The sequence below is a fragment of the Paenibacillus sp. HWE-109 genome (assembly GCF_022163125.1).
Classification (GTDB): Bacteria; Bacillota; Bacilli; order Paenibacillales; family NBRC-103111; genus Paenibacillus_E.
Genome location: NZ_CP091881.1, coordinates 1,740,940 through 1,764,368, shown reverse-complemented (window position 1 = coordinate 1,764,368; position 23,429 = coordinate 1,740,940). Strand labels below are relative to the sequence as shown.

At 47.4% G+C, this 23,429-nt stretch carries 13 protein-coding genes and 1 pseudogene; 1 reads left to right on the top strand and 13 read right to left on the bottom strand.

Annotated features, from left to right (window positions below; translation table 11 throughout):
- Window positions 1–6: 6 nt before the first annotated feature.
- The 13 genes and pseudogenes from LOZ80_RS07090 to galA all read right to left on the bottom strand — a co-directional run bounded on the left by LOZ80_RS07090 (window position 7) and on the right by galA (window position 22,434).
- On the bottom strand, window positions 7–957 hold the full coding sequence (locus LOZ80_RS07090) for an aldo/keto reductase family protein (protein WP_238170766.1): 951 nt from the start codon (window positions 955–957) through the stop codon (window positions 7–9).
- A 37-nt stretch (window positions 958–994) separates the two neighbouring features.
- Window positions 995–4,096, bottom strand: a complete 3,102-nt coding sequence (locus LOZ80_RS07085; protein ID WP_238170765.1) for a discoidin domain-containing protein — start codon at window positions 4,094–4,096, stop codon at window positions 995–997.
- A gap of 192 nt (window positions 4,097–4,288) precedes the next feature.
- On the bottom strand, window positions 4,289–6,073 hold the full coding sequence (locus LOZ80_RS07080) for a glycosyl hydrolase family 8 (protein WP_238170764.1): 1,785 nt from the start codon (window positions 6,071–6,073) through the stop codon (window positions 4,289–4,291).
- An 18-nt stretch (window positions 6,074–6,091) separates the two neighbouring features.
- On the bottom strand, window positions 6,092–8,695 hold the full coding sequence (locus LOZ80_RS07075) for a discoidin domain-containing protein (RefSeq protein ID WP_238170763.1): 2,604 nt from the start codon (window positions 8,693–8,695) through the stop codon (window positions 6,092–6,094).
- Between the two features lie 200 nt (window positions 8,696–8,895).
- Window positions 8,896–9,729 (bottom strand): AraC family transcriptional regulator, encoded by an 834-nt coding sequence (locus LOZ80_RS07070; protein WP_238170762.1) that lies wholly within the window; start codon window positions 9,727–9,729, stop codon window positions 8,896–8,898.
- 94 nt (window positions 9,730–9,823) lie between these two features.
- Window positions 9,824–11,473 carry an ABC transporter substrate-binding protein gene (locus LOZ80_RS07065; protein WP_238170761.1) on the bottom strand — a complete coding sequence of 550 codons (1,650 nt, stop codon included), beginning with the start codon at window positions 11,471–11,473 and terminating at the stop codon, window positions 9,824–9,826.
- Window positions 11,474–11,507: 34 nt separating this feature from the next.
- Window positions 11,508–12,404, bottom strand: coding sequence for a carbohydrate ABC transporter permease (locus LOZ80_RS07060; RefSeq protein ID WP_238170760.1), 897 nt, complete (start codon window positions 12,402–12,404; stop codon window positions 11,508–11,510).
- Between the two features lie 18 nt (window positions 12,405–12,422).
- Window positions 12,423–13,337, bottom strand: a complete 915-nt coding sequence (locus LOZ80_RS07055) for an ABC transporter permease (protein ID WP_443147052.1) — start codon at window positions 13,335–13,337, stop codon at window positions 12,423–12,425.
- Window positions 13,338–14,055: 718 nt separating this feature from the next.
- Window positions 14,056–15,882 (bottom strand): cache domain-containing sensor histidine kinase, encoded by a 1,827-nt coding sequence (locus LOZ80_RS07050; protein WP_238170758.1) that lies wholly within the window; start codon window positions 15,880–15,882, stop codon window positions 14,056–14,058.
- Window positions 15,882–16,907: a response regulator gene (locus LOZ80_RS07045; RefSeq protein ID WP_238170757.1), complete on the bottom strand. Its 1,026-nt coding sequence runs from the start codon at window positions 16,905–16,907 to the stop codon at window positions 15,882–15,884. Before LOZ80_RS07045 ends, LOZ80_RS07050 begins: the two co-directional genes overlap by 1 nt.
- 17 nt (window positions 16,908–16,924) lie before the next feature.
- Window positions 16,925–18,041: pseudogene (locus LOZ80_RS07040) on the bottom strand (glycoside hydrolase family 88 protein).
- 811 nt (window positions 18,042–18,852) lie between these two features.
- Window positions 18,853–20,031 carry an alpha/beta hydrolase family protein gene (locus tag LOZ80_RS07035; RefSeq protein ID WP_238170756.1) on the bottom strand — a complete coding sequence of 393 codons (1,179 nt, stop codon included), beginning with the start codon at window positions 20,029–20,031 and terminating at the stop codon, window positions 18,853–18,855.
- 21 nt (window positions 20,032–20,052) lie between these two features.
- A complete protein-coding gene (galA, locus tag LOZ80_RS07030) occupies window positions 20,053–22,434 on the bottom strand; it encodes a beta-galactosidase GalA (RefSeq protein ID WP_238170755.1) in 2,382 nt (793 codons plus the stop codon).
- A gap of 124 nt (window positions 22,435–22,558) precedes the next feature.
- Here galA and LOZ80_RS07025 point away from each other — a divergent pair, with 124 nt between their 5' ends.
- Window positions 22,559–23,398: an AraC family transcriptional regulator gene (locus LOZ80_RS07025; protein ID WP_238170753.1), complete on the top strand. Its 840-nt coding sequence runs from the start codon at window positions 22,559–22,561 to the stop codon at window positions 23,396–23,398.
- The last annotated feature ends 31 nt before the right edge of the window (window positions 23,399–23,429 follow it).

The following is a 23,429-nucleotide window of genomic DNA, read 5'->3' as shown; positions in this document are numbered from 1 at the left end:
TAATTGTCATGCCTGTAAGATGTTCTCGATTTCCTCTATATCGGCTTCGGACAAGGTAATGCCCGAAGCCCTGACGTTTTCTTCGATCTGCTCTGGTCGGGAAGCGCCAATAATGCAACTGGATACATTATCCAGCCTTAGGATCCAAGCCAATGCCAATTGAGCCATGCTTAGCTCGTTGCGCGCTGAAATCACTTTCAGCTTCTCAACCTTGAGCAACTGCTCTTCTTTCATGAGATGAACGATCGCGCCGTTCTGCTCTGGATCTGCCGCCCTTGAATCCACCGGGTAAGGCCTGCCAGGCTGATATTTGCCGGTCAGAATCCCCTGCGCCAGCGGCGAGTAGACGATTTGACCGATCCCTTCCCTTTTGCACAGTGGAACGATCTCTTGCTCAATACCACGGCGGAACATATGATACTGCGGTTGATTGGCAATAATGCGGTTCAAATTGAGCGCATTGGCCGTCCGAACCCCATCCAGCAGCTGTTCCGCTTTCCACATACTGACACCTGTATATAAAATTTTGCCCTGTTTGATCAAATCATCCATTGCTCGCAGCGTTTCATCAAGGGGCGTCTCGGGATCATAGCGATGGCATTGATATAAATCGATGTACTCGACACCAAGCCGACGCAGGCTGGCATCGCATTGCTCTTTGATATGTTTGCGTGACAAGCCGCGATCATTCGGACCCTCACCCATAGGCACACATACTTTGGTTGCCAAGACATACGAGTCCCTGGGGTATTTGGCTAACGCTTTGCCAACAACCTGCTCCGCCTCCCCCTTGTGGTACACATTGGCTGTATCGAACAGATTGATACCAAGCTCGTAGGCTTTATCAATGATTCTCTCCGATTGATTGGAATCCACAGCGCCGCCATAGGTAAGCCAACTGCCCAAACTAAGTTCGCTCACTTTCAAACCACTGCTGCCTAAACGTCTGTACTGCATAGTAGAACCTCCTTGAAAAGTTGATGATGGCTCGAGGCTACGACCTCTTCAAAGCTGCGATCCATTCAAGCAGCTTGCTCGCTGTTGCCTCATCGATTAGATGGCCTTTCTGTGCTTTGACCAACACTTCAAGAGCTTGCAGCCCCTGATTAACATGCTCTTTGGGCGCTTTCTGAATGACACCAACCAGCGCCGTTAATCCTTTATACACGAGGTCACTCTTGATCCAGCCTTTCTGCTTCGCGTACAGTAAAGCTTCGTCCAAGTGATCGATATCCATGCTGACTTTGAGCACGAATTGCTGCTCTGATTGGTTGCCAACCCTATCGGCCGCTATAACCGAAACGAGGTGATTGCCCAGGGTCAGTGACATGGGTTCAATAACATACGGAGAAGCTACCAGCTTGCCGTCCAGCTTAATTACTTTATCGTTAACGCCACTGAAGGTGTCCGCGATTCCAAAATTAAAAGACACAGTATCCGTCACATAAACAGCCATAGAGACAGTTGGTGTAATTGTAGGGCCGCTTTTATCCACTTGAATGAGCGTTGATTTCTTGAATTCCCGATTGCCTGCGGTGTCCACACTGTAGTAAGCAAGCTCATTACTGCCTTCTTGATCAATGTTGACGACGGTTCCCTCTGTCTCAGGCCCGCCATTCAAACTGTAGTACGTATGCGCGACTCCGCTTCCACTATCTACCGCTGACAAATGAATAATTTGATTATCAGCATGCCAACCACTTTGTCCATCATCTGTCGTTACAGGTGCTGCCACATCTTCGACCACACCGCCAATGTAGATTTCATTGATATTATTCCATGTATCCTTGGAATTGCCTTTCCCGTTATATTTCACATATCTAGCATTGACCTGCTCGAATGGGAAGATTTCCAGCCCAGCTGTTTTCCCGCTGCTTTTGCCGCTGTACACAGAGGTCCACACGAGTCCGTCTTCCGATACTTGCAAATCAAAGGTATAACGATCCACATCCCCTTTCAAAAAGGAGATCACCGCCGAACGAATCGGCTTGTTTGCGCCAAGGTCAAATTGAATCCAATGGGTAATTCCTTTGGCTGCATAGCGAGTATTCAGATCGCCATCAATGGCATTGGCGGGTGGGAAGCTGGCATGATAACCTGCGCTTGCCGTCACACTTTGGATAGGAAAGGTCATAAATCGATCTGGAATATCGCCATAAATCGGGAATCCCGTCATTTGGACCTCATACTTAGCCTGCAAATAAGGATCTTGGCGGTCTTTGACCGTAATAATTGCCGTTCCAAAAACCTGCTGAGCCTGCGTAATCTCGACATTATGCAGACTGGTTGCGCTAATTATAGGAATCACTTTGGTGCCCAGCGGCAATGCAGCGGTATAGCTGTATGTCGATGGAGCAAAATTAGCAAGGGAAACGCCATTGATTCGAATATCCGTCAGTTTCGGCAAAAGCGCATCGATCGGCGGAGTCGGACTTTTGGATAAGACGATTTTATCCAGCTGCGCGCCATTGCCCTGCGACGTGATCGTTAGCTGATGGGGGCCATCTGCTAAAGTCAGGGCTTGTGAAGCTGTTGTCCATCCCCAACCGGAAGACGAAGTTGTAGCATTCACTTCTGGACCCGCATCTACGTACAACTTCAAGCTGCCTCCCCCGGCTCCGCTGGATGATCCAAGAATATGCACATACAAATTGCCGCCATGCGCAACACTCAAACGATAATTCAGCTTAGACACTGAATCCTCCGGCGATTGCATATAGGCTCCTTTGGAGCAAACCTCACATGCCTGCCTTGTAAAAGCCCCCGATCTGCTTGAATAGCTTTCCGCTTCCCATGCGGGCGACAGATCGGCATCCACATTCCGGGTCCAGCTTGTATGTTCTTTCACCCACATCATTCGCGCAAAATAGATCGGGCTCGTAAGCACAGTGCTCATATAGTAGGGATTGGCTAGCAAGCGGTAAACGGCCGGATCAGGATTATACGGCGCGATATGCAAATATTCGCTCCACAGATTCGTCAGCGTACAGCTCGTCGGAAGTCCGTCCACTTTACAGTAAAAGTTGCCTGTTCCCGTAGAAATCACATACCGAATCGTGTTCGATAGTTTGATCAGTGTCTCTTGCGTCACACCATATTTGCCTCGGTCGTAAGCCCGGGTCATCCCCATAATGTCGTTAGCTGCATGAACGCCATCCGCATCCTCTACTTTGCCGAAATAGTCGGCCACATACCACCATTTATACACATCGTGTCCAGCGACTTGATAAGGTTCCAGGGAAGCCGTGAACCACTCAATCGATGCTTTGACGATCTTATCGTAGAGGTCCACTCTTGGCTGATCATCAGCAAGCAGCTCGTGGCATTCCGCCAACCGCATGAAACCGTTATTGATCATCATTTGCTGATTCCAGGGAATCGCTGAATTCGGCGCTGCGCTTCCGGTGCTGCTCCACCTTGGGTCATTCGGCCAGTATTGACGGAACGTATCCGGTTTGACGAAATTTGGGATCATGTATGTGTCCATCGTCCGATCAAGCTCTGCGATGTATTTCTTTGCCCTCTGCAAATAGGTTTCACCGTACAGGGCACCATCGCCATAAGGCACGATTTGATTCCAAAGCGATTTATTTTGTAAAATGAGTTTCGCACTGTACGCAATGTGCCCGATAACATCTCCATTCTCGCTGCCTGAGTAGCCGTCAATAACTAAACCATCGCTGTTGGTTTCACCAACCTTTTTGTTAGGCCAAGACAGCTCTCGATTCCCATTCCACAGCACACGTCCTGTATCCGGATTGTTCCGGGCAGACAGCATCAACTCACTGAATTTAACCATCTGATCAAGGATCGAACGATCTCCGCTGATTTCATACATATACCCCATAGCCTCAACGTTCTGGCCGCTTGGTCCGTATACGAAATCATTTCCATAATTGTTTACTGGCAGATTGACCGAACTCGAAAGAATATACTGCTTAAAGGAATTAATCTCCTCTTGTGTGACTGATCCTTCCAAGCTGCTAACCACCATTGGCGCTCCGGTTGCAGCCGCAACTTTCGGCATCGCCGGTACCCAGAGACCAGAGAAAACAAGCGTCATGGTCACGCAAGCTATAATGATTTTATGCCACATAATAAAGCCCCCCTTATTCTATCCAAAGATCATTGAAATCGTTTACAGTATTTATCATAATTTCTCTATTACTCTTGAGCATACTAGTATCTTAAGGCTCTATTGATTAAATTTATGCTGACTCCACTACAAAAACAGCGGAGGCTGCCCGCAAGGTTTCGCAACCTTCTGGGCAGCCCCTTCACTGCAAATTTACTGATTATACACTTCAATCTCATTAATCGTTGGCACGGCGCTTGCTGTACTGATATATAGTCGCAGATATCTGGCAGACAGCTCTGTGAAGTTGATCGTTTTGCTTGCTCCGATGGAAGTGCCGCTCGTTCCGGCAATATCTGCATATGTTATGCCATCGGACGAGGACTGCAGCTTGTAGCCCGTCACTCTTTGATAGGTTGTTTCTTTGATGACAACCTGATCCACGGCGGTTGCTGCGCCCAAATCAACGCTGATCCACTGATTGCTTAGCGAGCCGTTGGAAGCTGACCAACGCGTTGTGCTGCTTCCATCAAATGCTTGCGCAGCCGTGTAAGAGGCACTCCAGGTTGTCGATGCATTGTACGTCTTGCCTAGCGCCAGATTACCGGACGGAGTCGGTGTTGGACTAGGGGTCGTCGTTGGAGTTGCCGTCGGTGTCGGTGTCGCCGTCGGCGTAGCAGTCGGTGTTGGCGTAGTTCCCGAAGAAACAGGTGACCACCAATTTCCGGAAACGACGATCATCGACAACAGACGAATGCTATTTTCATAATAGCCAGTTGATGCCGTGGTTGTGCTCGTCATATTGCTCCAAAGGCTGTTCAACCAAGTCTGATTGCTGGAATCGATCATCGCGCTCACAGCAAACGGAGCAATAAAGGCTTGAACGCCTGAGGATGTGCCGGAAAGCGCCGTACCGCTAAGCGAATAACCGTCTTTGATGTTGGCAGGGTTGCTCGAAGTCTTGGTTTTGATCCAGCTGTTCAGCTTCGTAAGTTCATTCCAAGAACTCGTATCACCTGAAATTAAATAGTCGGTAGCTATACGCCAAGGTGTGCGGCATGAGTTGTAAGCGTAACTGCCATCCGTTACATCTTCCAAATAATTTGCAGCAACCGGTGCATAGGTCGTGCCTGAGCTGCTGTTGGCAAAGTCTGGCAGCAAGCCAGTATTCGGGCTGTTATTTGTATAGAGCTGATTGATTATGGCATAAGTTTTGTTGATTACATTTCCCCAGTTGGCATTGCCGGTAGCATCTTGGAAAGCTTTGAGATGGCTTAACATGAAATCGGAAGGCCGCGTTCCTTTGCCGTAAGTCGCATCGCTATTCGCCGCCCAATCTCCTAGTTTCAAGTTCCATACACTAGCGTTGACATCAGCCTGCATGATCCCATTGATTGCATTGGTTGCTGCAGCCAAATAGTTGATCGTTCCGCTGCTCCCCCACTGCTTATCCGCGAGCAGCAGTGCGTAGGCAATATCCATATCGCCATCAGTCGCTGAGTCACTGCCGCCACTGGCTGCCACAATGTTGCCACTGCTGTCTTTGCGCTGCTGCCAACCCATCGTATAGGCATTGTTAGCGCTTGGATGCGACTTGTAAAATTTATAGAGTTTGTCAAAATGGGTCTTAGCATTCGCACTGTAGCCAGCCATCAGCGCCGTGACCAGCATCCCGTATCCATGACCTTCTGAGGTGGATACGATACTCGCGTCCGAAGCCCCTTCGCCCTCCTTGTTATACCAAACGTATTCTTCGCTTGGCACATTCGGGCTCGCAACAATATAACGGCTTACCCATTCGTCATAATACTGCTCTACCGATGCATCCATGGCCGCTTGTGTTACGTTGTTCGGCTTAATTGTCCCTGCTGTGTACACGGTATGCTGTGGAAAAGGCCTCATTTCCCCTACCGCCAATGTAGGTTGTGCCGTTAGATACGCCGTTACCAAGCTGATGGATAGAACGAGCGCTGCGCCAATATGTTTATAATTCTTCATGATCACTTCTCCTCTTCCTTATTGGTTATAGACTTCAACTTCATTGATCGTTGGGACCGCGCTTGCTGAAGTCATATAGAGCCGAACATATCTGGCTGTAATAGGAGAGAAGTTGATCGTTTTGCTCGCTCCGAGCGCAGTTCCTGACGTGCCGGAGATATCCGTATAAGTGACCCCGTCCGTAGAGGACTGGAGTTTATACCCGGTCACTCGCTGAAACGTGATTTCTTTGACAACTACCTGATTGAACGTAGTCGCTGCTCCGAAATCCACACTGAGCCATTGATTGCTAACAGATCCGCTGGATGCGGACCAGCGTGAGACATCATCAACGTCAAATGCTTTGGAAGCTGGGTAGGTCGCGCTCCATGTCGTCGAGGCATTGTACGTTTTACCAAGAGCCAGATTTCCCAAACCCAGCGTTGTTGCACTGGCTGCGCTGCTCGCTCCCGAAACATTCGCTGCCGCATCCTTCGCTTTGACCGTGTAGCTGTAAGCTGTCGAGGCTGTGAGCCCAGTATCGCTGTAGGACGTTGCAGCCGTTGAGCCTACCCATGCTGCTCCCCGGTACACATCATAACCTGTAACAGCCACATTGTCTGTGGAAGCTGTCCAGCTTAGGTTGATTTGACTGCTGGAAACTGCCGATGCAGCCAAACCTGTTGGCGTTGTTGGCGCCGTTGTATCCGCTGCGCCCGCATTGCTGTAAACCTCCATTTCATCGATGGTCGGCACCGCACTTGCTGCGCTAACATACAAACGCAAATATCTCGCATTCACACTGCCAAAGGTAATGGTTTTATTAGCTCCAATTGTCGTCCCTGCCGTACCGGCAATATCGGTGAAAGTGGTACCATCACTGGACGATTGCAGCTTGTATGATGTGACTCGCTGGAATGAAATTTCCTTCAGATTAACTTGATCGAAAGCTGTACTGGCTCCAAAATCTACGCTGATCCATTGATTAGTCAAGGAACCGTTAGCAGCAGACCAGCGCGTAGCTGTATTCTGGTCAAAGGCTTTATCCGCAGCATATGTCGTGTTCCACGTCGTAGATGCATTGTAGGTTTTGCCGATCACCAAGTTTCCCGACGTCGTCGAAGTTGTCGTAGTCGCAGTGGCCGTATTGCTTGCAGCCGATACATTCGCTGCCGCATCTTTCGCTTTGACGGTATAGCTGTAAGTCGTCGAGGCCGTTAGTCCCATGTCGCTGTAGGAAGTTGTGGCAGAAGTGCCCACCAGCGTGCCGCCGCGGTAAATCGCATAACTGGCAACACCGACGTTATCCGTGGCGGCTGTCCAGCTCAAATTGATTTGACTGCCAGATACCGCTGCAGCCGTCAAATTTGTTGGTGCCGTAGGCGCTTGGGTATCACTGCCGAGATTGCGCTGGTTTTTCACATACATAAACCGGGAATACGTAGCCATACTGGTGCTCGTTAAGTTAGGCAAATCCGCATTGGCTAGCGCATAGTACATATCCGGACGCAGCGCTGCCAAGAAAAGATTGCCGCTGCGAGCATACGTCGTTGGCGCGCCATGTCCCGTTCCGTCGGTGCCATCAACACGGCCTGCGAAATCATTTGGCCCTCTCATCATTACATCCGCATACATGTTGGCAAATGGCATCATCATAGCCGTCGTAATGCCATAACGACCGCTTAAATAGGCGCGATAGAAACCAGCGACATCCAAGCTAGCATGGTTGGAATCCTCGCCTCCTAATAGCGTTGGATTGTAACCCCAGTTGTAAGTCGTTTTGCCAGCGCTGTTCGTATACGTTTGCTTGGCAGTATTATCGTTAAAGAACCAGTTCAGGTTCGTTTGAACGATACCGTCGTATTGTGCAACACGGGTCGGATTATCGCCTAGAATCGCATGCGCTGCTGCCAGATTCTGCAAACCATAAGAAATCATCATCTGTTGATTCCAAGGCATAATCCCACCGCTCATGTAAGGCGATTGCGTGGAAAAGTAATATTTATTGCCATTGGATAGATTAAGCAGTTTCGGTAAAATGAATTGATTCACCACATAATCGGCTTCCGTTACGAAAGTCGCCGCCCGCTGCGCATAGGTGGCTCCATGCCCATAACTGTCGCCGCCGGGCACCACCGTACTCCCAAGGGCTGGATGCTGCAGGATCAATTTGGCACAATAAGCCAAATGTCCAACTGGATCGCCATTGGCCGAGTCGGCCGACGCCGTTCCTGTATTGTTGCCAGGCCATACCGGGGCAATGGTATTCGTCCAAACCGTGCGCTGTCCGTACGGAGCAGCAAGAATATCATTCCGCTGGGAGAGAAGAACATCGCAGAAATAAATCATCCGGTCGAGGATTTGCGTATCTCCTGTCATCTCATACATGAGCCCCATGGCTTTAATATTTTCACCACTGGCGCCTTGCGCATATTCTCCCTGCATCGATCCGGTATTGGGCCAAACAACAGGCTCAACCGTTTGCATATAGGCTTTGAACGAATTAATTTCATTCTGTGTCAGTGCCCCATCGTAGCTGTCTACCACCATCGGATTGGCCGCATAGACCAAGGAAGGTGAAAGCAAGGCAAGCAGCCAAGCGAAACAAAGTCCAAACCATATAAGATGTTTTTTGGACGGCATTATATAACCCTCTTTGCATATCCCCATCGGCTGGAGGTTTGGCTGAAAACGTCTCTGAGATCACATCGAGATCAGACGCACAAACTCTTTCCCACTCCTCCCTCAACAAAAATACTTCCAGTTCAACCTAATTTTAAAGCGTTTTCATAAAAATAAACATATACCCCGCTAACTCGTTATTTAGTAAAACTAACCTTTGTTTAATTCGGACTGTTTGGGGTCGCGCGAAACTCGGAAGGAGACATGCCGACATGCTTTTTAAATGAAGTTGAGAAATGAGAAGCATCCTGAAATCCCGTCATATGTGCGACTTCGTTCACCGTCAGTGAGGCAATAACCAGCAGCTCCTTGGCTTTTTCCAGTCTTCTATCATGAATATATCTCATAGGCGGCACGCCGAGATGTGCTTTGAAAAAACGAATGAAATAATTCGGGTGAAAATGCGCCGTTTGGGAAAGCTCCTGAATCGTCATTTCTTTATGCAGGTTCGCATCAATGTATTTGATAGTTTCGATCAATTTATCCCAGGCGGCGAATTGCACGGTGACGTGGTCTTCCTTCATCCCTTGATCGATATACGCGGAAATCAACTCAAGCAAAGCTGCCTGAATTTTGATCGGAGACGTCAGTCCTGGCTGCTTGCAATTGTCGATGATATGTTCGAAACAGCTAACCAGACGGGAGTTAGAATCCACGGCTAGAATATGAGGGAGGCCAAGCGACCGTAATATGTGATGAAAGCTGAGATTCGAAGTGAAATGGCACCAATACATGGTAAACGGTGCTGCGTTTGTTGCAGAGAACGATTGCAGCACGCCCGCAGGCGCAAAAAACAATTGACCAGCTTGCGGCTGGTACAATTTGTCGTCAAGCTGGATCCACCCCTCGCCTTCACAGATGTAGTAAAACTTATTGTAGTCGGGTACGAAATTGAATCGCTTCCAGTCCTTCGAACAGACGCTGAGCTTGGCATGCAGCATTTTTACTTTTAACTCAGAAAGCTTATGTGCCAACAACGGATTGGTTACTTGCACAGCCTCCACTTCCTTTATCCTAATGGTCTACGCTCTCCTTGTTGCTAAAGAAGAAAACCCCGCCAACCAGATGGCAGGCGGAGCATCGTTATCCTTATTTCTTCATAGCATCATAGGCTTGTTGGTAAATTTGCAGATATCTTGGCAGCTTCATATTGTCCATATTTTTCAAATATTCATCCCACTTCTTATCGATATCCAGATCACCGATAATCATTCTGGCTGTTGACTCCTTGCGGTAGTCGTCAATTGTTTTGCTAATATTGGCGATTTCATCTGTCTGTTCATTCGTGAAGTTTAAGGTCGGGATCGTCTTCTTAGGGTCTGGTTTATAAGGCTCGTATTTGGTCAGTGTTTCTTTATACAGAATATCCTCGAGCGGGTTTTTGGGATCGGCTGTCTGACCCAAACGCCATTCGTTCGTGCGCAGGGAAGGACCTACTTGCCCCCAAGTCGCATTTTTGGCGCCTGACGAGCTGTTGCCCAGTACGGTGTACTTGGCTGGTTTGCCGTTGATGCCAATATCGCTCGGCCCAGCCGCTTTCCATTCCATATCCGGCCTGCCAAGGATAGCGCGGTTGGTGGCTTCTTCGGAGTAGAGGAAGTCAGCTAAGCGCATGGCAATTTCCGGATTTTTGGCTTTATTGGTGACAACGAAGGAGCCAGACGTAATCCCTTGTGGAATGTATTTGGATGCTTGGACGCCTTTCGGACCCTTTAACGGCGGAACAGCCACGTAATCCTTCCAGCGCGAGCCTTCAAGTGTGTTGAAGACCGTCGGATTCTGGGCAGCAACGACCCCAAGGATAACACTGTCTGGATTTTCACCCAACTTCCTTAATTGGTTTCGGTCCTGTGTCAGCGATTGCGGATCAATCAAACCTTCTTTGAACAGCTTATTAATATATTTAAGTCCTTCCTTGTATTCTGGCTGCGTAAAGGCGGCATTGATTTTGCCGTCTTTCAGGAACTGCATATTGCGGTCGCTGTCAATGAATGCTTGCAAGAGGAACGTATCAATGTAGGAATTAGCGATGTTAGCTCCAATTAGCGGGATTTCATCGGCTTTTTTATTGCCGTTCGGATCTTTCTCTTTAAACGCTTTCAATACTTGATAGAACTCGTCTGTGGTCGTCGGCATCTTCATGCCAACCGCATCTAGCCATTTCTGGTTAATCCATAATTTGGTACTGTGCGTACAGTGGAAGCACTCGTTGACAGACGGCAGACCGTAAATGTTGCCATCCGGTGAAGCAGAAAGTTCTTTGGTATAAGGCAGTGAAGTAAACATTTTCTTCGTTTCAACGCCATATTTGTCGATCAGTTTATTCAGCGGAATAAACACGCCGTCTTTGCCATAAAGCGTAAGTTGAATTTGATCGATATTAAATCCAAGATAAACATCCGGATAGTCGCCGCTAGCTAGCGAAATATTCAACTTCTGCTTGGGATCGTTGGCAATTTCCCAATCAAGATGAATATTCGTCTTCTCTTCCAGCCATTTGGTAAACTCATTCGTGGCGAAGTTTTCCACGCTCGGATTCGTTCGCGACAACACTTTCAGTGTGGTTTTCTCTTTGGTGATGGGCAGTACGCCTGGCGGGTTCACTACTTCGTTAACAACCGCAGCCTCTGGTTTCTTGCTGGCCTCTGATCCAGTCTCCGACGTGTTACAACCTGTTAAGAGAACGGTTGCACTTAAAACTACACATAAAGCTGAACCCCATAATCTCTTTCCTTGCATGTGTAATTCCTCCCTTTTTTATACTGCTCAATGCTTACCCTTTCAGAGACCCAATCATCATACCTTTAACGAAATGTCGCTGGATAAAAGGATAAACAACTAAAACCGGAATGGTAGAAATAACGATCAATGAGTACTTTAGAAGCTCTCTCATGCCTTCTCGCTGGGCCGCACCGACCACATCGGAAATCACTTCTTCATCAAATGTGTTCTTAATCAGCACATCACGCAGAATGATTTGCAGCGGAAACAGATCCGGTGATTTTAAATACAGCAGAGCGGCAAAATAAGTATTCCAATGGCCTACGGCGTAAAATAACGATAAGACAGCGATGATTGGTCCTGACAATGGGGCTACAATTTTCACAAGAAATTTATAATCGCTGCAACCATCCAAATGGGCCGCTTCCAGCAATTCCTCGGGGATTGTCGTTTGGAAGTACGTTCTAGCAATAATGACACTCATGACACTCATCACACCTGGAATAATCAACGCCCAACGGGTATCAATCATCCCTAACTCTTTGATCAAAAGGTAGTTGGGGATCAGTCCGCCGCCAAACATCATGGTGAATACGAAGAGCGCCATCACCGCATTGCGGATATAGAAATCTTTGCGGGACAAAGGATAGGCCGCAATAAGCGTCATAGCCACATTAATCATCGTTCCAACGACGGCATAGTACATGGAGTTTGCAAACCCAACCCAAATCCGTTTGTCTTTGAAAACGGCTTCATAGCCTTGTAAGGAAATATCCACGGGCCATAGCCATACTTTTCCTGAAATGACAGCTGCCGAGGAACTGAAGGAAGCGCTGACCACATAGATTAGCGGGTATAAGACTGACAGTGTAAAGAGGCACAGCATCGTATAATTGAAGATATTAAAGATTTGATCTCCTCTTGGCTCTTGAATGCGGGTCGACTTCATCCTTGTCTTTGCACCTCTCTACCACAGGCTTGTTTGCCCTAATTTTTTGGCTGCTTTGTTAACAGTGAACAATAGAATCAAATTGATGACTGAGGTGAACAATCCAATGGCTGAAGCGTAGGAATATTTAATTCCCGTCGACAGCAGTCCCACCTTGTACACGTAAGTGTCAATAACCTCGGATGTGCTCAAATTGAGCGGGTTTTGCATCAATAGAACCTTTTCAAAACCTACATCCATCAAATTCCCTACACTCATAATCAATAATATAATTGCAACCGGTAAAATGCCGGGAATATCCACGTGCCACATTCGTTGCACTTTGCTTGCCCCATCCATGACAGCTGCTTCATGCAGCGAAGGATCGATTGCAGCCAAAGCGGCTAAATAAATGATACAGCCAAAACCTACATTCTGCCAAATACCTGACCAGACATAAAGTGACTTAAAGTGATCCGGATTCCCGAAAAAATCCACCTTGTCAAAACCCAACTGGGCTATAATCATGTTGACAATGCCTGTTTTCGGATCCAACAATTGGATGATGATGCCCATCATCACAACCATCGAAATGAAATGCGGAGCATAGGTGATCATCTGCACCGTCTTCTTCACGGATGCCCGGCTCACATAGTTCAAACAAAGCGCTAGGATGATAGGAAACGGAAACCCAGCCAATAAACTGTAAAAACTAAGGCCCAGCGTATTCTTGATAACTTTCCAGAATTCATAGGATTCAAAAAAATTTTTGAAATGCTTTAATCCTACCCACTCGCTGCCAAAAAATCCTTTGTGAGGCACATAATCCTGAAAGGCAATGACTGCCCCGTACATCGGTATATATTTAAATATGAGAATATACAGAATGGGCAGCAAAGACAGCAAGTACAACTGAGGCACTTTCTTGATATTGCGCAAAAGCTTACTTACCATATTGGCTTGCGCTTTCTTGTGTACATGCGGAATTTCTCTGACGATTTCCAATCCAAGCCTCCTCCTCTCTCGTGTTAATTTCATGATAGTTTTTTGAGGGAAGGAGCGCATACTAGTTTTTTAAGCACCTATTCAACTAATTTATGATACTTGCTCCTTTTCACAAAAGATAACCGGCTTCGCCGCCCTGAGAGATCAGCCTCTTCAAAGCGACAATTCCTGCTAAAGGAACTACAGGACTCTATTTAAGCAAATAGCTGTCACGCTGGGGTGATAGCGGAACTACGGGGTCTTATTTTCACGAATAGCGCTGAAATTCCCAGTAAACAGCAATATAGCGGACTGTAGTTCCCTTAACCTCGCAATAAAGGCACTTTCTGCTGTAATAGCGTACCGTAGTTCCCCCTCAACCTCACTATAATGACACTTTTGGCTATATTAGCAGCTTGATGTTCCCTTATCTCCGCACGAGTCAGCAGGCGTAACTCCACAACTCCTCGAGTACTCCACCCTGCGGCTGGACCACTGAAGAACTGGCGCGCACTCTGTTTAAGTGGTTACTCATTTACACAAAGAAGACATCACCCTCACGGGATGATGCCTTCTTTGTGCTGCAAGCGGCTGCTCAGTGGAGTGCCTCTGATCAGATTCGGGGATGGGAGTCACCCTCAGCCATGTGATTTGGAATAAGCTACGCTTCCCGCATCCTTGCTCTCTCCTACATCGCAATTGCTTCAGCCGAGTGAACCAAATCTTCGCTCTGATTGGGCATTCTCAGTGTAATCTTGGTGCCGGACTGCGCGTCATTATTCGAGATAGAGAGTCCATAGGTCTCCCCAAAGACGATTTGAATGCGGCTGTTCACATTGGCTAGACCTATGCCGCCCTCACGTTCCACGCGAACGGGCAGCTGGGATGAGGATTGATGCATCGCAAGTCTGGTATGCAGCTCTTGAAGTCTCTCTGGCGCAATCCCTTCGCCATTATCGGTGACAGTGACCACGAAATCATCCTCATCCATGAAAGCGTCGATGCTGATTTGATGATGGCTTTCTATGCCATTAGGAAAGGCATGCTTAAACACATTCTCGATCACAGGCTGCAGGGTAAGCCGCACCATTTTTTGCAGCAGCAGTTCTGGCGGGACCAGCACCTCCACTTCGAAGTTCTGACCCAGTCGATAGTTCATAATGTTCATGAAGTGCAGGACGTGCTTCAACTCATTCGCTAACGTGATTTCCTCCAAATCCGCTCTAACCGAATAACGAAGCATGTAGGAAAGCGAGCGAACGATCTCCTTAATCTCTTGCGAATCCTGCACAACGGCATAACAAACGATCGTTTCGAGCGTATTGTACAAAAAGTGAGGATTAATTTGCAGTTGCAGTGCTTGAAATTCCGCCGCCTGCCGTTTGAGGAGATACTCCTTATTCTTGAGTTCCTCCGCATAGACCTGCTCCATCAGCTCCTCCAAGCGCGAAACCATTTTGTTATAACTGACGGTTAAACGATCCATTTCGTCTGCTCGCCCTGTAAGCGCGACATGCGTCCAATCGCCCTTCTCTGTTTTGCGCATCCCATATTCCAGCATCTTGATGGGCCGAATAATCGATTGCCCAAAACGATACGCAAAGAACAAAGCAATAATGATAGCAATCGCACACGTATATAGTGTCGTTTTTCTTATATTCTGAGTAGGGACTCTGAGTTCATCGAGCGGCATGGAAGCAACCAGCGTCAAGCCTGAATAATCCGATCGTCGGTTGAAATGTACCCGTTCAACATCATCCTTATACTCAAAAATACGATTTTGATTTTCCTTTAACGTGGTAAGCAGCTTGTCATCCAGCTGTCTCCCCACCATCTCCGTTTTCGGATGATAGACGATTTTCCCCTTGTCGTTCACAATGTAGAAATAACCTGTTTCCCCTAAGCGAATACCTTTCCATAACGAAGTAAGCTCATCCGTATTCAGCTCAATGCCCACAATGCCTTTAAAAATTTTGGACGTCTGCCGATCAGATATTTTACGGGTTAAGGCAAGCCTGCCATCCAGGAAACTCCAATCCATAATCGTCAATTTACCGTCTTTATTCGTAATTCCTTTCAATTGCTCCATCTTATCCAACAAAATAGAATTGCTGAAATCCGTCATTTCCGCGTTGTGATCATAGATTGTAAGGCCATTATAACCAAGTAAATAAACCATACTGATTTCGGGATTATTAATAAAAAGCGGTTGTATAACCTTTTCCTTGATCGGTCTAATCGACAAAAAATAAGAAATAAAGTTATTGCCGTCCAAGTTCAAGAAGTCTTTCACATTGGTCGAGGTCAGCATGGACAGCGTAGCGCGATCGTATTTTTTCAAATACATATCCGTATGATTCATCGCATTGTCAACGATTTGGGTCAAAAGCTCATTGGTCTGCTTATCCACTTCATTCGAAGACTGCACATACAGAACGAATCCGACAATCGAAGAGGAAATGACGATGACAATGACGAAATAAGCGAACATTCTAGCCGCCAAATTCGATCTCATTATTTGATCCCCAGCATGCTGCGGTATTCCGTAGGCGAGCAGCCTGTCATTTTTTTGAAAATTTTCGTGAAGTACGGATAGTTCTGGTACCCGATGGTTACCCCGACATCAACGACCTTATAGTGCGGGATTTCCAGCAGCCTTTTGGCCATTTCGATCCGTTTTCTCATCCGATATTGGACGAACGTTTCATTCGTCATTTTTTTGAAAATGTAGCTGAAATAGGTCGGCGCAAGTCCCATCTTCTCCGCTACTTCCTCCAGGCTGAGCTCTTCCGAAATGTGATTGTCGATGTAAGACTTCGCTTCCTCGAACAAGTTCTTCTGATTTCCGCCCCGCCAGTGAAACAGTTGGTTGTACAAATCGAAGAGCTCGCTTTGGAGATACGCGATGGCTTCCGGGATCGTATTCAGCTGTTCCGCCGGCGGTTTCGAAGTGAAGGTGACCAAGCCGTGCGCGTTGAGCTTTTTAACGACTATTTTCAAGCCGTCCGCAATTATGCGCTCCAACTGTTCAACTTGAATCCCTTTGCTCATATCACCTTTTTTCCAATCATCCATCAATACATGCAGCGCATTCAAATCAGCGGCCCAGATCGTCGCCTCTACGCGCTCCAGCCATTCCTCCACCTGGAAAAAGGAAATCGGAACAGAAACATCCTGCTGCAAAAGAAGTCTGTTCAACACAGGATACAGCTCATATTCAGTAAGCGGTTTCAATAAGTACTCTTTGACACCGTAAGTCAGACACTTTTGCGCATAAGAGAAATCATCATACCCCGATATAACAACGATGGGGAGACTTACATTCATAGCTTGAATCTGCTTGCACAGCTCCAGACCGTCCATCTTCGGCATCTGTATATCCGTCAACAATAGATCCGGACGCTGCTTGTTGATCTGATCGATCGCTTCTACCCCATTCGCCACGACAACCGTGCGAAACAGCGAGTTGCACTGCCTGACCAGCTGCGCCAACCCCATTCGAACCATCGGTTCATCATCTACAATGAGGATATGTTTCATTCTGCCTACACTCCCTTTTAGAAAATACGTGTCGTCCATCCAAGAAGTTTAGCTATCGCTTCCACATAAAAGTAATCGCCATAAATAAGCGAAACATTCACATTGCTTTCTGCCGGTTTATTACCGGTGCCTTCCAATAAAATGCCTTGGTAATCAGGCTGATCGAGTGTGCTGTATTTGGTCGACAAGGCATGAATGATCCGTTCAGCAGCAGCCTGATAGAGTCGTCCATCCGCTGGCGGCAACTGACTGGCAATCTCCAATAAGCCCGAAGCGGCGCAGCTCGCTGCCGACGTATCACGCGGTTCAGCGGCAATATTCGGTACGCGGAAATCCCAATGTGCCACGAAATCCTCCGGCAAGCAGCTGATAAAATAATGCGCTACTCGTTGAGCCGCTTGCAAATATCGCTGCTCCCCCGTGTACCGGTAAGCATTCGCCATGCCATACAGCGCCCAGGCTTGCCCCCTGCTCCAGGAGGAATACGGCCCATAGCCCTGCCCGCCCAGATAGTCAGACACGGACCCGTTCTTTGCATCGAACACCGCAATGTGATGCACAGAACCATCCGGACGGATGAAGTGATTAAGCACCGTATCCGCATGCGCTGTAGCTATTTGTTGGAAGCGTGGATCTCCGATCTCTTCCGAAGCCCAGAATAACAAAGAGAGATTCATCATTGAATCAATGATGGCCCAGCCTGTTTTGTCCTGATTCCATGCGCGCAGAAACTTGCCTGCCAAATTAAATCTCCCAGCCAGGAAATTGGCTGCCGCCAAACTGCGGCGCCGACCTGCCGAGTCGCCTGTAAGCTTATACTTCACCATTGCTGTAGGCAAGAACTGGAACCCCACATCATGATGAAGATTGTTATCGCGCAGGAAGCAAGCTTCAATCCGCTCATCCCATCCCCACGCTGCATCTCTATAGTGATCATGCCCCGTCATCTCATGCAAAATCCACAGCATCCCCGGCCAAAAACCGGATGTCCAAACGCATGTTGTCATAGACACCCGCAGGGGAAAGATGTGGAGAACGGTCTCCGATCGCAGCGATCATGCGATCCGCTTTGATCTGAATTTGTTCCCACCAAACAAGCAGTTGTTGTTTCTCCAGAGCATTCGTACCCAGCATCCTAGTCCTCCATGATCATACACATATTTTACCATAGTCGATACGCATAGGTAATCTCATTTTAAAGTATACCGTTTATCGCCTGCTGCCTTATTATGTTTATTTACGATCATATTTTGTTTTTTTACTTTGTTGAGCTTTTCTCCTAATGTTTCCCCCCCTTGTTGCCTAACGAACTGTATGATGCTTATGGACCAGTATTTGGCTTCTTTGTCGATCTAACGAACTGTATGATGCTTATAGACCAGTATTTGGCCTCTTTGTCGATCTAACGAACTGAAGCCGCGTTATGTAGTTGCGTAGAGGGGGAAAAGTAGTCTTTTTCTTGAAATAACGAATCTGGAATTCGTTAACTTTGGATATTCACCCTTTTTTGAGCAAATAAGGATGATTGAATTCGTTAGCGAATTCCCTACACTGGAAATGAGTATAGGGAAGCCTCCATAAGTTACTCCTAGCCTCCAGAGATATTAGGGGGGCATCACTCTTCGACTGCCTAAAAGCCAAGTCCGCATCTCTCGCGGATCGTAGATGACTTATTCCACCTCATTCAGCCGGTTTCCCTCTTCACGGGAATCGTAGATCACTTGTTCCGGCAGCTTCTTCGACATTTGGAGCATTTCCTACACATAGCGCATCCACGATCCGCGGGTTCTCCATTTCCGTGCATTTCCACCAAAATAACGAATCTACGATCCGCCGCAAGCAGCACAATAGACCCAGCCGGCGGCTGGATCTATTGGAATATCGAGACAGCCTGCTAGAGCGGCAGTTGCTGGACAAGTGCTTCCTAAGCTGCATCGCCGCGCAATCACAGCATCGATTCCCCTTTTATGTCATACAAAGGGGTACTAACTATACAGCCACGCTGATCTGTGATCTGCACGAAATAAGCCGACGTAACCGCTTCAAGATCAGCGCGGATTTCACGCGCATCTCTGTCGAGGTGCGCTTCTTTCACGAGCCACTCGACCTCAAACCAGTTCGAAGTATTCAAGGCATAGCGCAGCTCCGCTTTCACGATCGGAATTTCCGACGTAAATTGGATGCTAAGCTGGTTCCCGCTTACTTCTTGCGCAACAATTTGAGCTAAAGCTTCGCTCCCTTTTGTTAAGTGATCAGCAAACGCATAAATTTCCAAAGGCTTCCATCCTGCTGCATGGGAATGCCGAAGTCCGAAATGAATGCTTAAGCTAGACGGATATACACCTTGCTTCGCCGCCTGAAACGATTTGCTGAACAAATGAAGCGGAAAGTGGGGATCATGACTCCAATTCACCCAGAGCATAGGGATAGCAATACGGTGAAAATACGCTGATGGATCCCATAACTGTTTGACTTTAGCAGCAAACTCGGCACTCATCTGAGCAAAGCTTCGACCGTATTGATTGCTAGCCTCGTACAAATATCCGCAGCCATACACTGGAATTGCGAATGTAAAACGTACGTCTACACCTGCAACGATGCCGGTTACAATGCCTCCCCAGGAGACGCCATGAATGCCGATCGTATCTTCCGCGACGTTATCCAAAGAACGCAGAAAGGAATTAGCGAGGATCACATCAGCAACGGCATGATACATCCACTGTTCATCTACTGGGAGCTCGTAATCGGCAAATTCCCCCTGCCGAAACGGACCGCTCCACTCGTGATTTGGCCTGACTCCGTCCTGATTCTTATCGGCGCCGATGTGTCCTTCCAGATCCATCGCGATCGCTGCATATCCCCGATCCACCCACAACTGCACCCATTCCTTGAAGGCTGCTCCCCCGCCGCCATGTACGAGTACAATGCCTGGCAGCTTGGCTCCCACCATGGACTCGGGCATCCCATAATAGGCAAATACTCTGGTCTTGCGTCCTTGATAGGGCAGCCCTTCATAGAAGATCGCTTTGATATTCCCTTCATCCATCTCAGGAATAGGGAATACATTCGGAACTTGATTGAGCGCCTCAAGATTCCATGGAAGTGCTGGCTGACTTTGGTTCAATGATCTCTCTCCTCTCTTACGCTAAGCTGACGGTTCAGCCAAAATAGAAAGTTTCGCAGCTGCTAAACCGGTCGATGTCGCGGTCACTACGATCTCGCCAGCTAACAAGCTGGATTGAATGAGAAGCAAGCAATATCCGTTGAAAGCTCTGCGGCGATTCGCTTTATCCGGTTCATGGCTGCTGGGATTTCCATTGCCTACGCCCAGGATGGCGCCTGGTCCTTCCACTGCGAACATCACTTCTTGATCAGCGGTCGGAACGACATTGCCACTCTCGTCGCGAATCGATACTCTGACAAGACAAACATCAACACCATCTGCCTGAACAATACGTCGATCAGGTTCCATATGAAGGACAGCAGGAGTGCCGGTTGTTTGGACTCTTTTCACAGCAATAATTTGGCCATCCTGTCTGGCTATTGCGCTAAGTTCACCTGGTTCATAAGGTACTTGCCATGTTAAGTGTCCACCTTGGACCATCGGTTTCATGCCAAGGCTTCGTCCATTCAATGCGAGCTCAACCTGTTCGCCATTGCTGTAAACCCATACATCGATCAACTCTCCAATACGGTCCCCCCAATTCCAATGTGGCATGATGTGAATCATCGGCTCTGGTGTCCATACGGACTTGAGATAATAATACACATCTTTGGGAAATCCACAAGTATCCATGATGCCAAAATGGGAGTTCACACAAGGCCAACTGTAAGGGGTGGGTTCTCCTCGATAATCAAAGCCTGTCCAAAGAAATACGCCCGTTAGAAAGGGATTGTTCAAGACATCGTTCCATGCTTGTTCAACCGTGCAAGACCATGAAGGCATGTAGACGCCCTCATAGGCAGGACAATATCCTCTCTCCTTATCGAGTTCATAGATGCCGCGGGTCGTTGTGCTGCTTGCACTCTCACTTCCCAGCATAATTCTAGACGGATAGGCGGCATGATCGTTGATATCCTGTTGGTTTCTTTGTCCATAATTGTAGCCGACTATATCCACTTGATCACTGTAGCCCTCTCCGTTCCAGCCATGATTCATCGCGGCCATCGTAGGCCGGGTTGGGTCCAGCTTACGGGTCACATTCGCCAATGAGCGCAGTATTCGCGCTCCCGTGGTTTTCCCCTCCAGGATTTCTTCATTCTCCATACACCATATAATAATCGAGGGATGATTGCGATCCCTTTTAATTAAATTCTGAAGATCGGCCATGCCACTCGGTGAACTATCCAGCAGGCGGTTCTCATCAACGACCATCAGGCCAAGCCTATCGCACATATCTAATAATTCAGGTGTAGGGGGATGATGAGCGCTTCGGTACGCGTTACACCCCATTTCCTTCAACAATTGAAGTTTGTAAGCGATCACCGCTTCCGGCAAGGCCACGCCGACGCCTGCAAAATCCTGATGATTGCACGTACCTTTAATCAGTGTAGGCCTTCCGTTTAAAATAAAACCATCTCTTGTAAAAGCGATCGTGCGAACGCCGAACATCGTTTCATACGAATCTACTTGCTGCCCGTTAACAATGACTTCCGTAATTAATTTATATAAATTTGGGTGCTCTGGTGACCATAGTTGGGGAGCCGTGATGCTAAGCTTATGTTCTGTTTCCATTTGATCCAGCCAAGGCACAGTTATGGTTTCTGTAAAGTTGGCGACCCTTATCCCGTGGTTATTTACAATTGTAGATCTAAGCTCGCATGTCTGATCCTGCTCATACTCGTTATGTATGATCGTGCGGACAAGTACGTCAGCCGACTCCTCTGACACGCGCGGTGTGGTGACATATGTGCCCGAATGAGCGACGTGCAAACAATCCGTTTTTTGCAGCCACGTATGCCGGTAGATCCCTCCGCCTTCGTACCACCAACCCTCATAACGGTTAGCATCTACCTTGACGACAATAACGTTGAGCCCTTCGTCTCCGTACCGTATTTTATCCGAAATGTCATAATAAACCTCGGTATATCCGCTCTCATGCGTACCGAGCAGATGACCATTCAACCAGACTGTGCTTACCCCCATAACACCATCGAAATGAACCGTTATCTTTTTCCCGAGATCATCGGATGGCATCGCAAACATTTTACGGTATACGCCGACGCCTGTGGGCAAATAACCATGACTGCCTGGTCGGCTTCCTAAATCCGGGTCGTTGACAGCGCTTCCTTCCACAACCCAGTCATGAGGTATCTGGACACGCTGCCAGTCTTTAGGGATCGGGATATCTCCCGTATCCTTATCCACATAAGCGATTTCCAGCCAGTCTCCCTCCTCTCGCTTCCCGCAATCCGTGATGCCTCCAGTCATCCCAGCTTTGACGGCATACTTGATCGGGATATCCCCTTTGTGAAAAAACCAGTCCTTATCGAAGCTTTCTCTACCTCTTGCAGATTGAAGCGGCATATTGACGTCTCTCCCTCACCTGAATATAATTTTATTGATAATTATATGCCTCAATAAAACCATCATCAATCAAAGGATATTTACCTTAATATAATAATATTAATATTTGCAAGGGATGGTTGATATGGAAAATAAGCATTTTTTCTGGAATTTACTAACGGATATTGACTTTCATTTACCCCTCTATCTCGTATCGACTGGCTACTGGGAGAATCAACCGCAAGTGGCCAGAAAAGATGGATATAAGGGATTTCAATGGTTTCAATGCTTCTCCGGACAAGGCATTCTCGAAATTGCCGGTAAGTCGCTAACGTTATCTCAAGGTCAAGGCATGCTATTGTATCCGGGAGTGCCTCATCGCTATTTCCCAATCAGTGAACCTTGGACCGTACAATGGGTTGAATTTAATGGCAATTTCGCCGAATCTCTCCTTCATTCGCTGCATTTTTTTGAATCCATCGTGCTGTATATAACCAAACCGGAAGTTCTGCAGGCACGAATTAATGAAATCAATCATAGGTACAACAGGCACAAAAACCATCTTTCGAGCTACGAGGGTTCCCAACTGTTGTATGGTTTGCTCCTTGATTTATTTCGGTATACTTCCGCTTCCGACAACCGTTCCAATCATGAGCATTTCGAACAATTAAAACCAATTATCGACTATATCGAGAAGCATTATGGCAAGCCTATTACCCTGCAGAATTTAGCCGATCAATTGGAAGTTACACCGCATTATACTTGTGTTTTATTCCAGCGGACATTAGGCATAAGGCCCTTCGCCTATATCAATCGCTACCGGATCCAGAAAGCGAAGGAATTTCTTCAACAAATACCCGAAATGGAAGTTAGATACATCGCTGAGCAGGTCGGTTTTGAGAGTCCCAGCTATTTTATCAAGCTATTTAAGAACAGTGAGGGATTAACGCCTAACGCTTTTCGAAGGATGCATGCTGTCCGATGATCGCCTGAGAATGTTATACTAGTAAAAAGGT

Coding starts and splice junctions, on each gene's coding strand:
- LOZ80_RS07075 (WP_238170763.1), bottom strand. CDS start 8,695: ATGCCGTCCAAAAAACATCTTATATGGTTTGGACTTTGTTTCGCTTGG.
- LOZ80_RS07050 (WP_238170758.1), bottom strand. CDS start 15,882: ATGAGATCGAATTTGGCGGCTAGAATGTTCGCTTATTTCGTCATTGTC.
- LOZ80_RS07025 (WP_238170753.1), top strand. CDS start 22,559: ATGGAAAATAAGCATTTTTTCTGGAATTTACTAACGGATATTGACTTT.
- LOZ80_RS07085 (WP_238170765.1), bottom strand. CDS start 4,096: ATGTGGCATAAAATCATTATAGCTTGCGTGACCATGACGCTTGTTTTC.
- LOZ80_RS07055 (WP_443147052.1), bottom strand. CDS start 13,337: ATGGTAAGTAAGCTTTTGCGCAATATCAAGAAAGTGCCTCAGTTGTAC.
- LOZ80_RS07090 (WP_238170766.1), bottom strand. CDS start 957: ATGCAGTACAGACGTTTAGGCAGCAGTGGTTTGAAAGTGAGCGAACTT.
- galA (WP_238170755.1), bottom strand. CDS start 22,434: ATGCCGCTTCAATCTGCAAGAGGTAGAGAAAGCTTCGATAAGGACTGG.
- LOZ80_RS07045 (WP_238170757.1), bottom strand. CDS start 16,907: ATGAAACATATCCTCATTGTAGATGATGAACCGATGGTTCGAATGGGG.
- LOZ80_RS07065 (WP_238170761.1), bottom strand. CDS start 11,473: ATGCAAGGAAAGAGATTATGGGGTTCAGCTTTATGTGTAGTTTTAAGT.
- LOZ80_RS07060 (WP_238170760.1), bottom strand. CDS start 12,404: ATGAAGTCGACCCGCATTCAAGAGCCAAGAGGAGATCAAATCTTTAAT.
- LOZ80_RS07080 (WP_238170764.1), bottom strand. CDS start 6,073: ATGAAGAATTATAAACATATTGGCGCAGCGCTCGTTCTATCCATCAGC.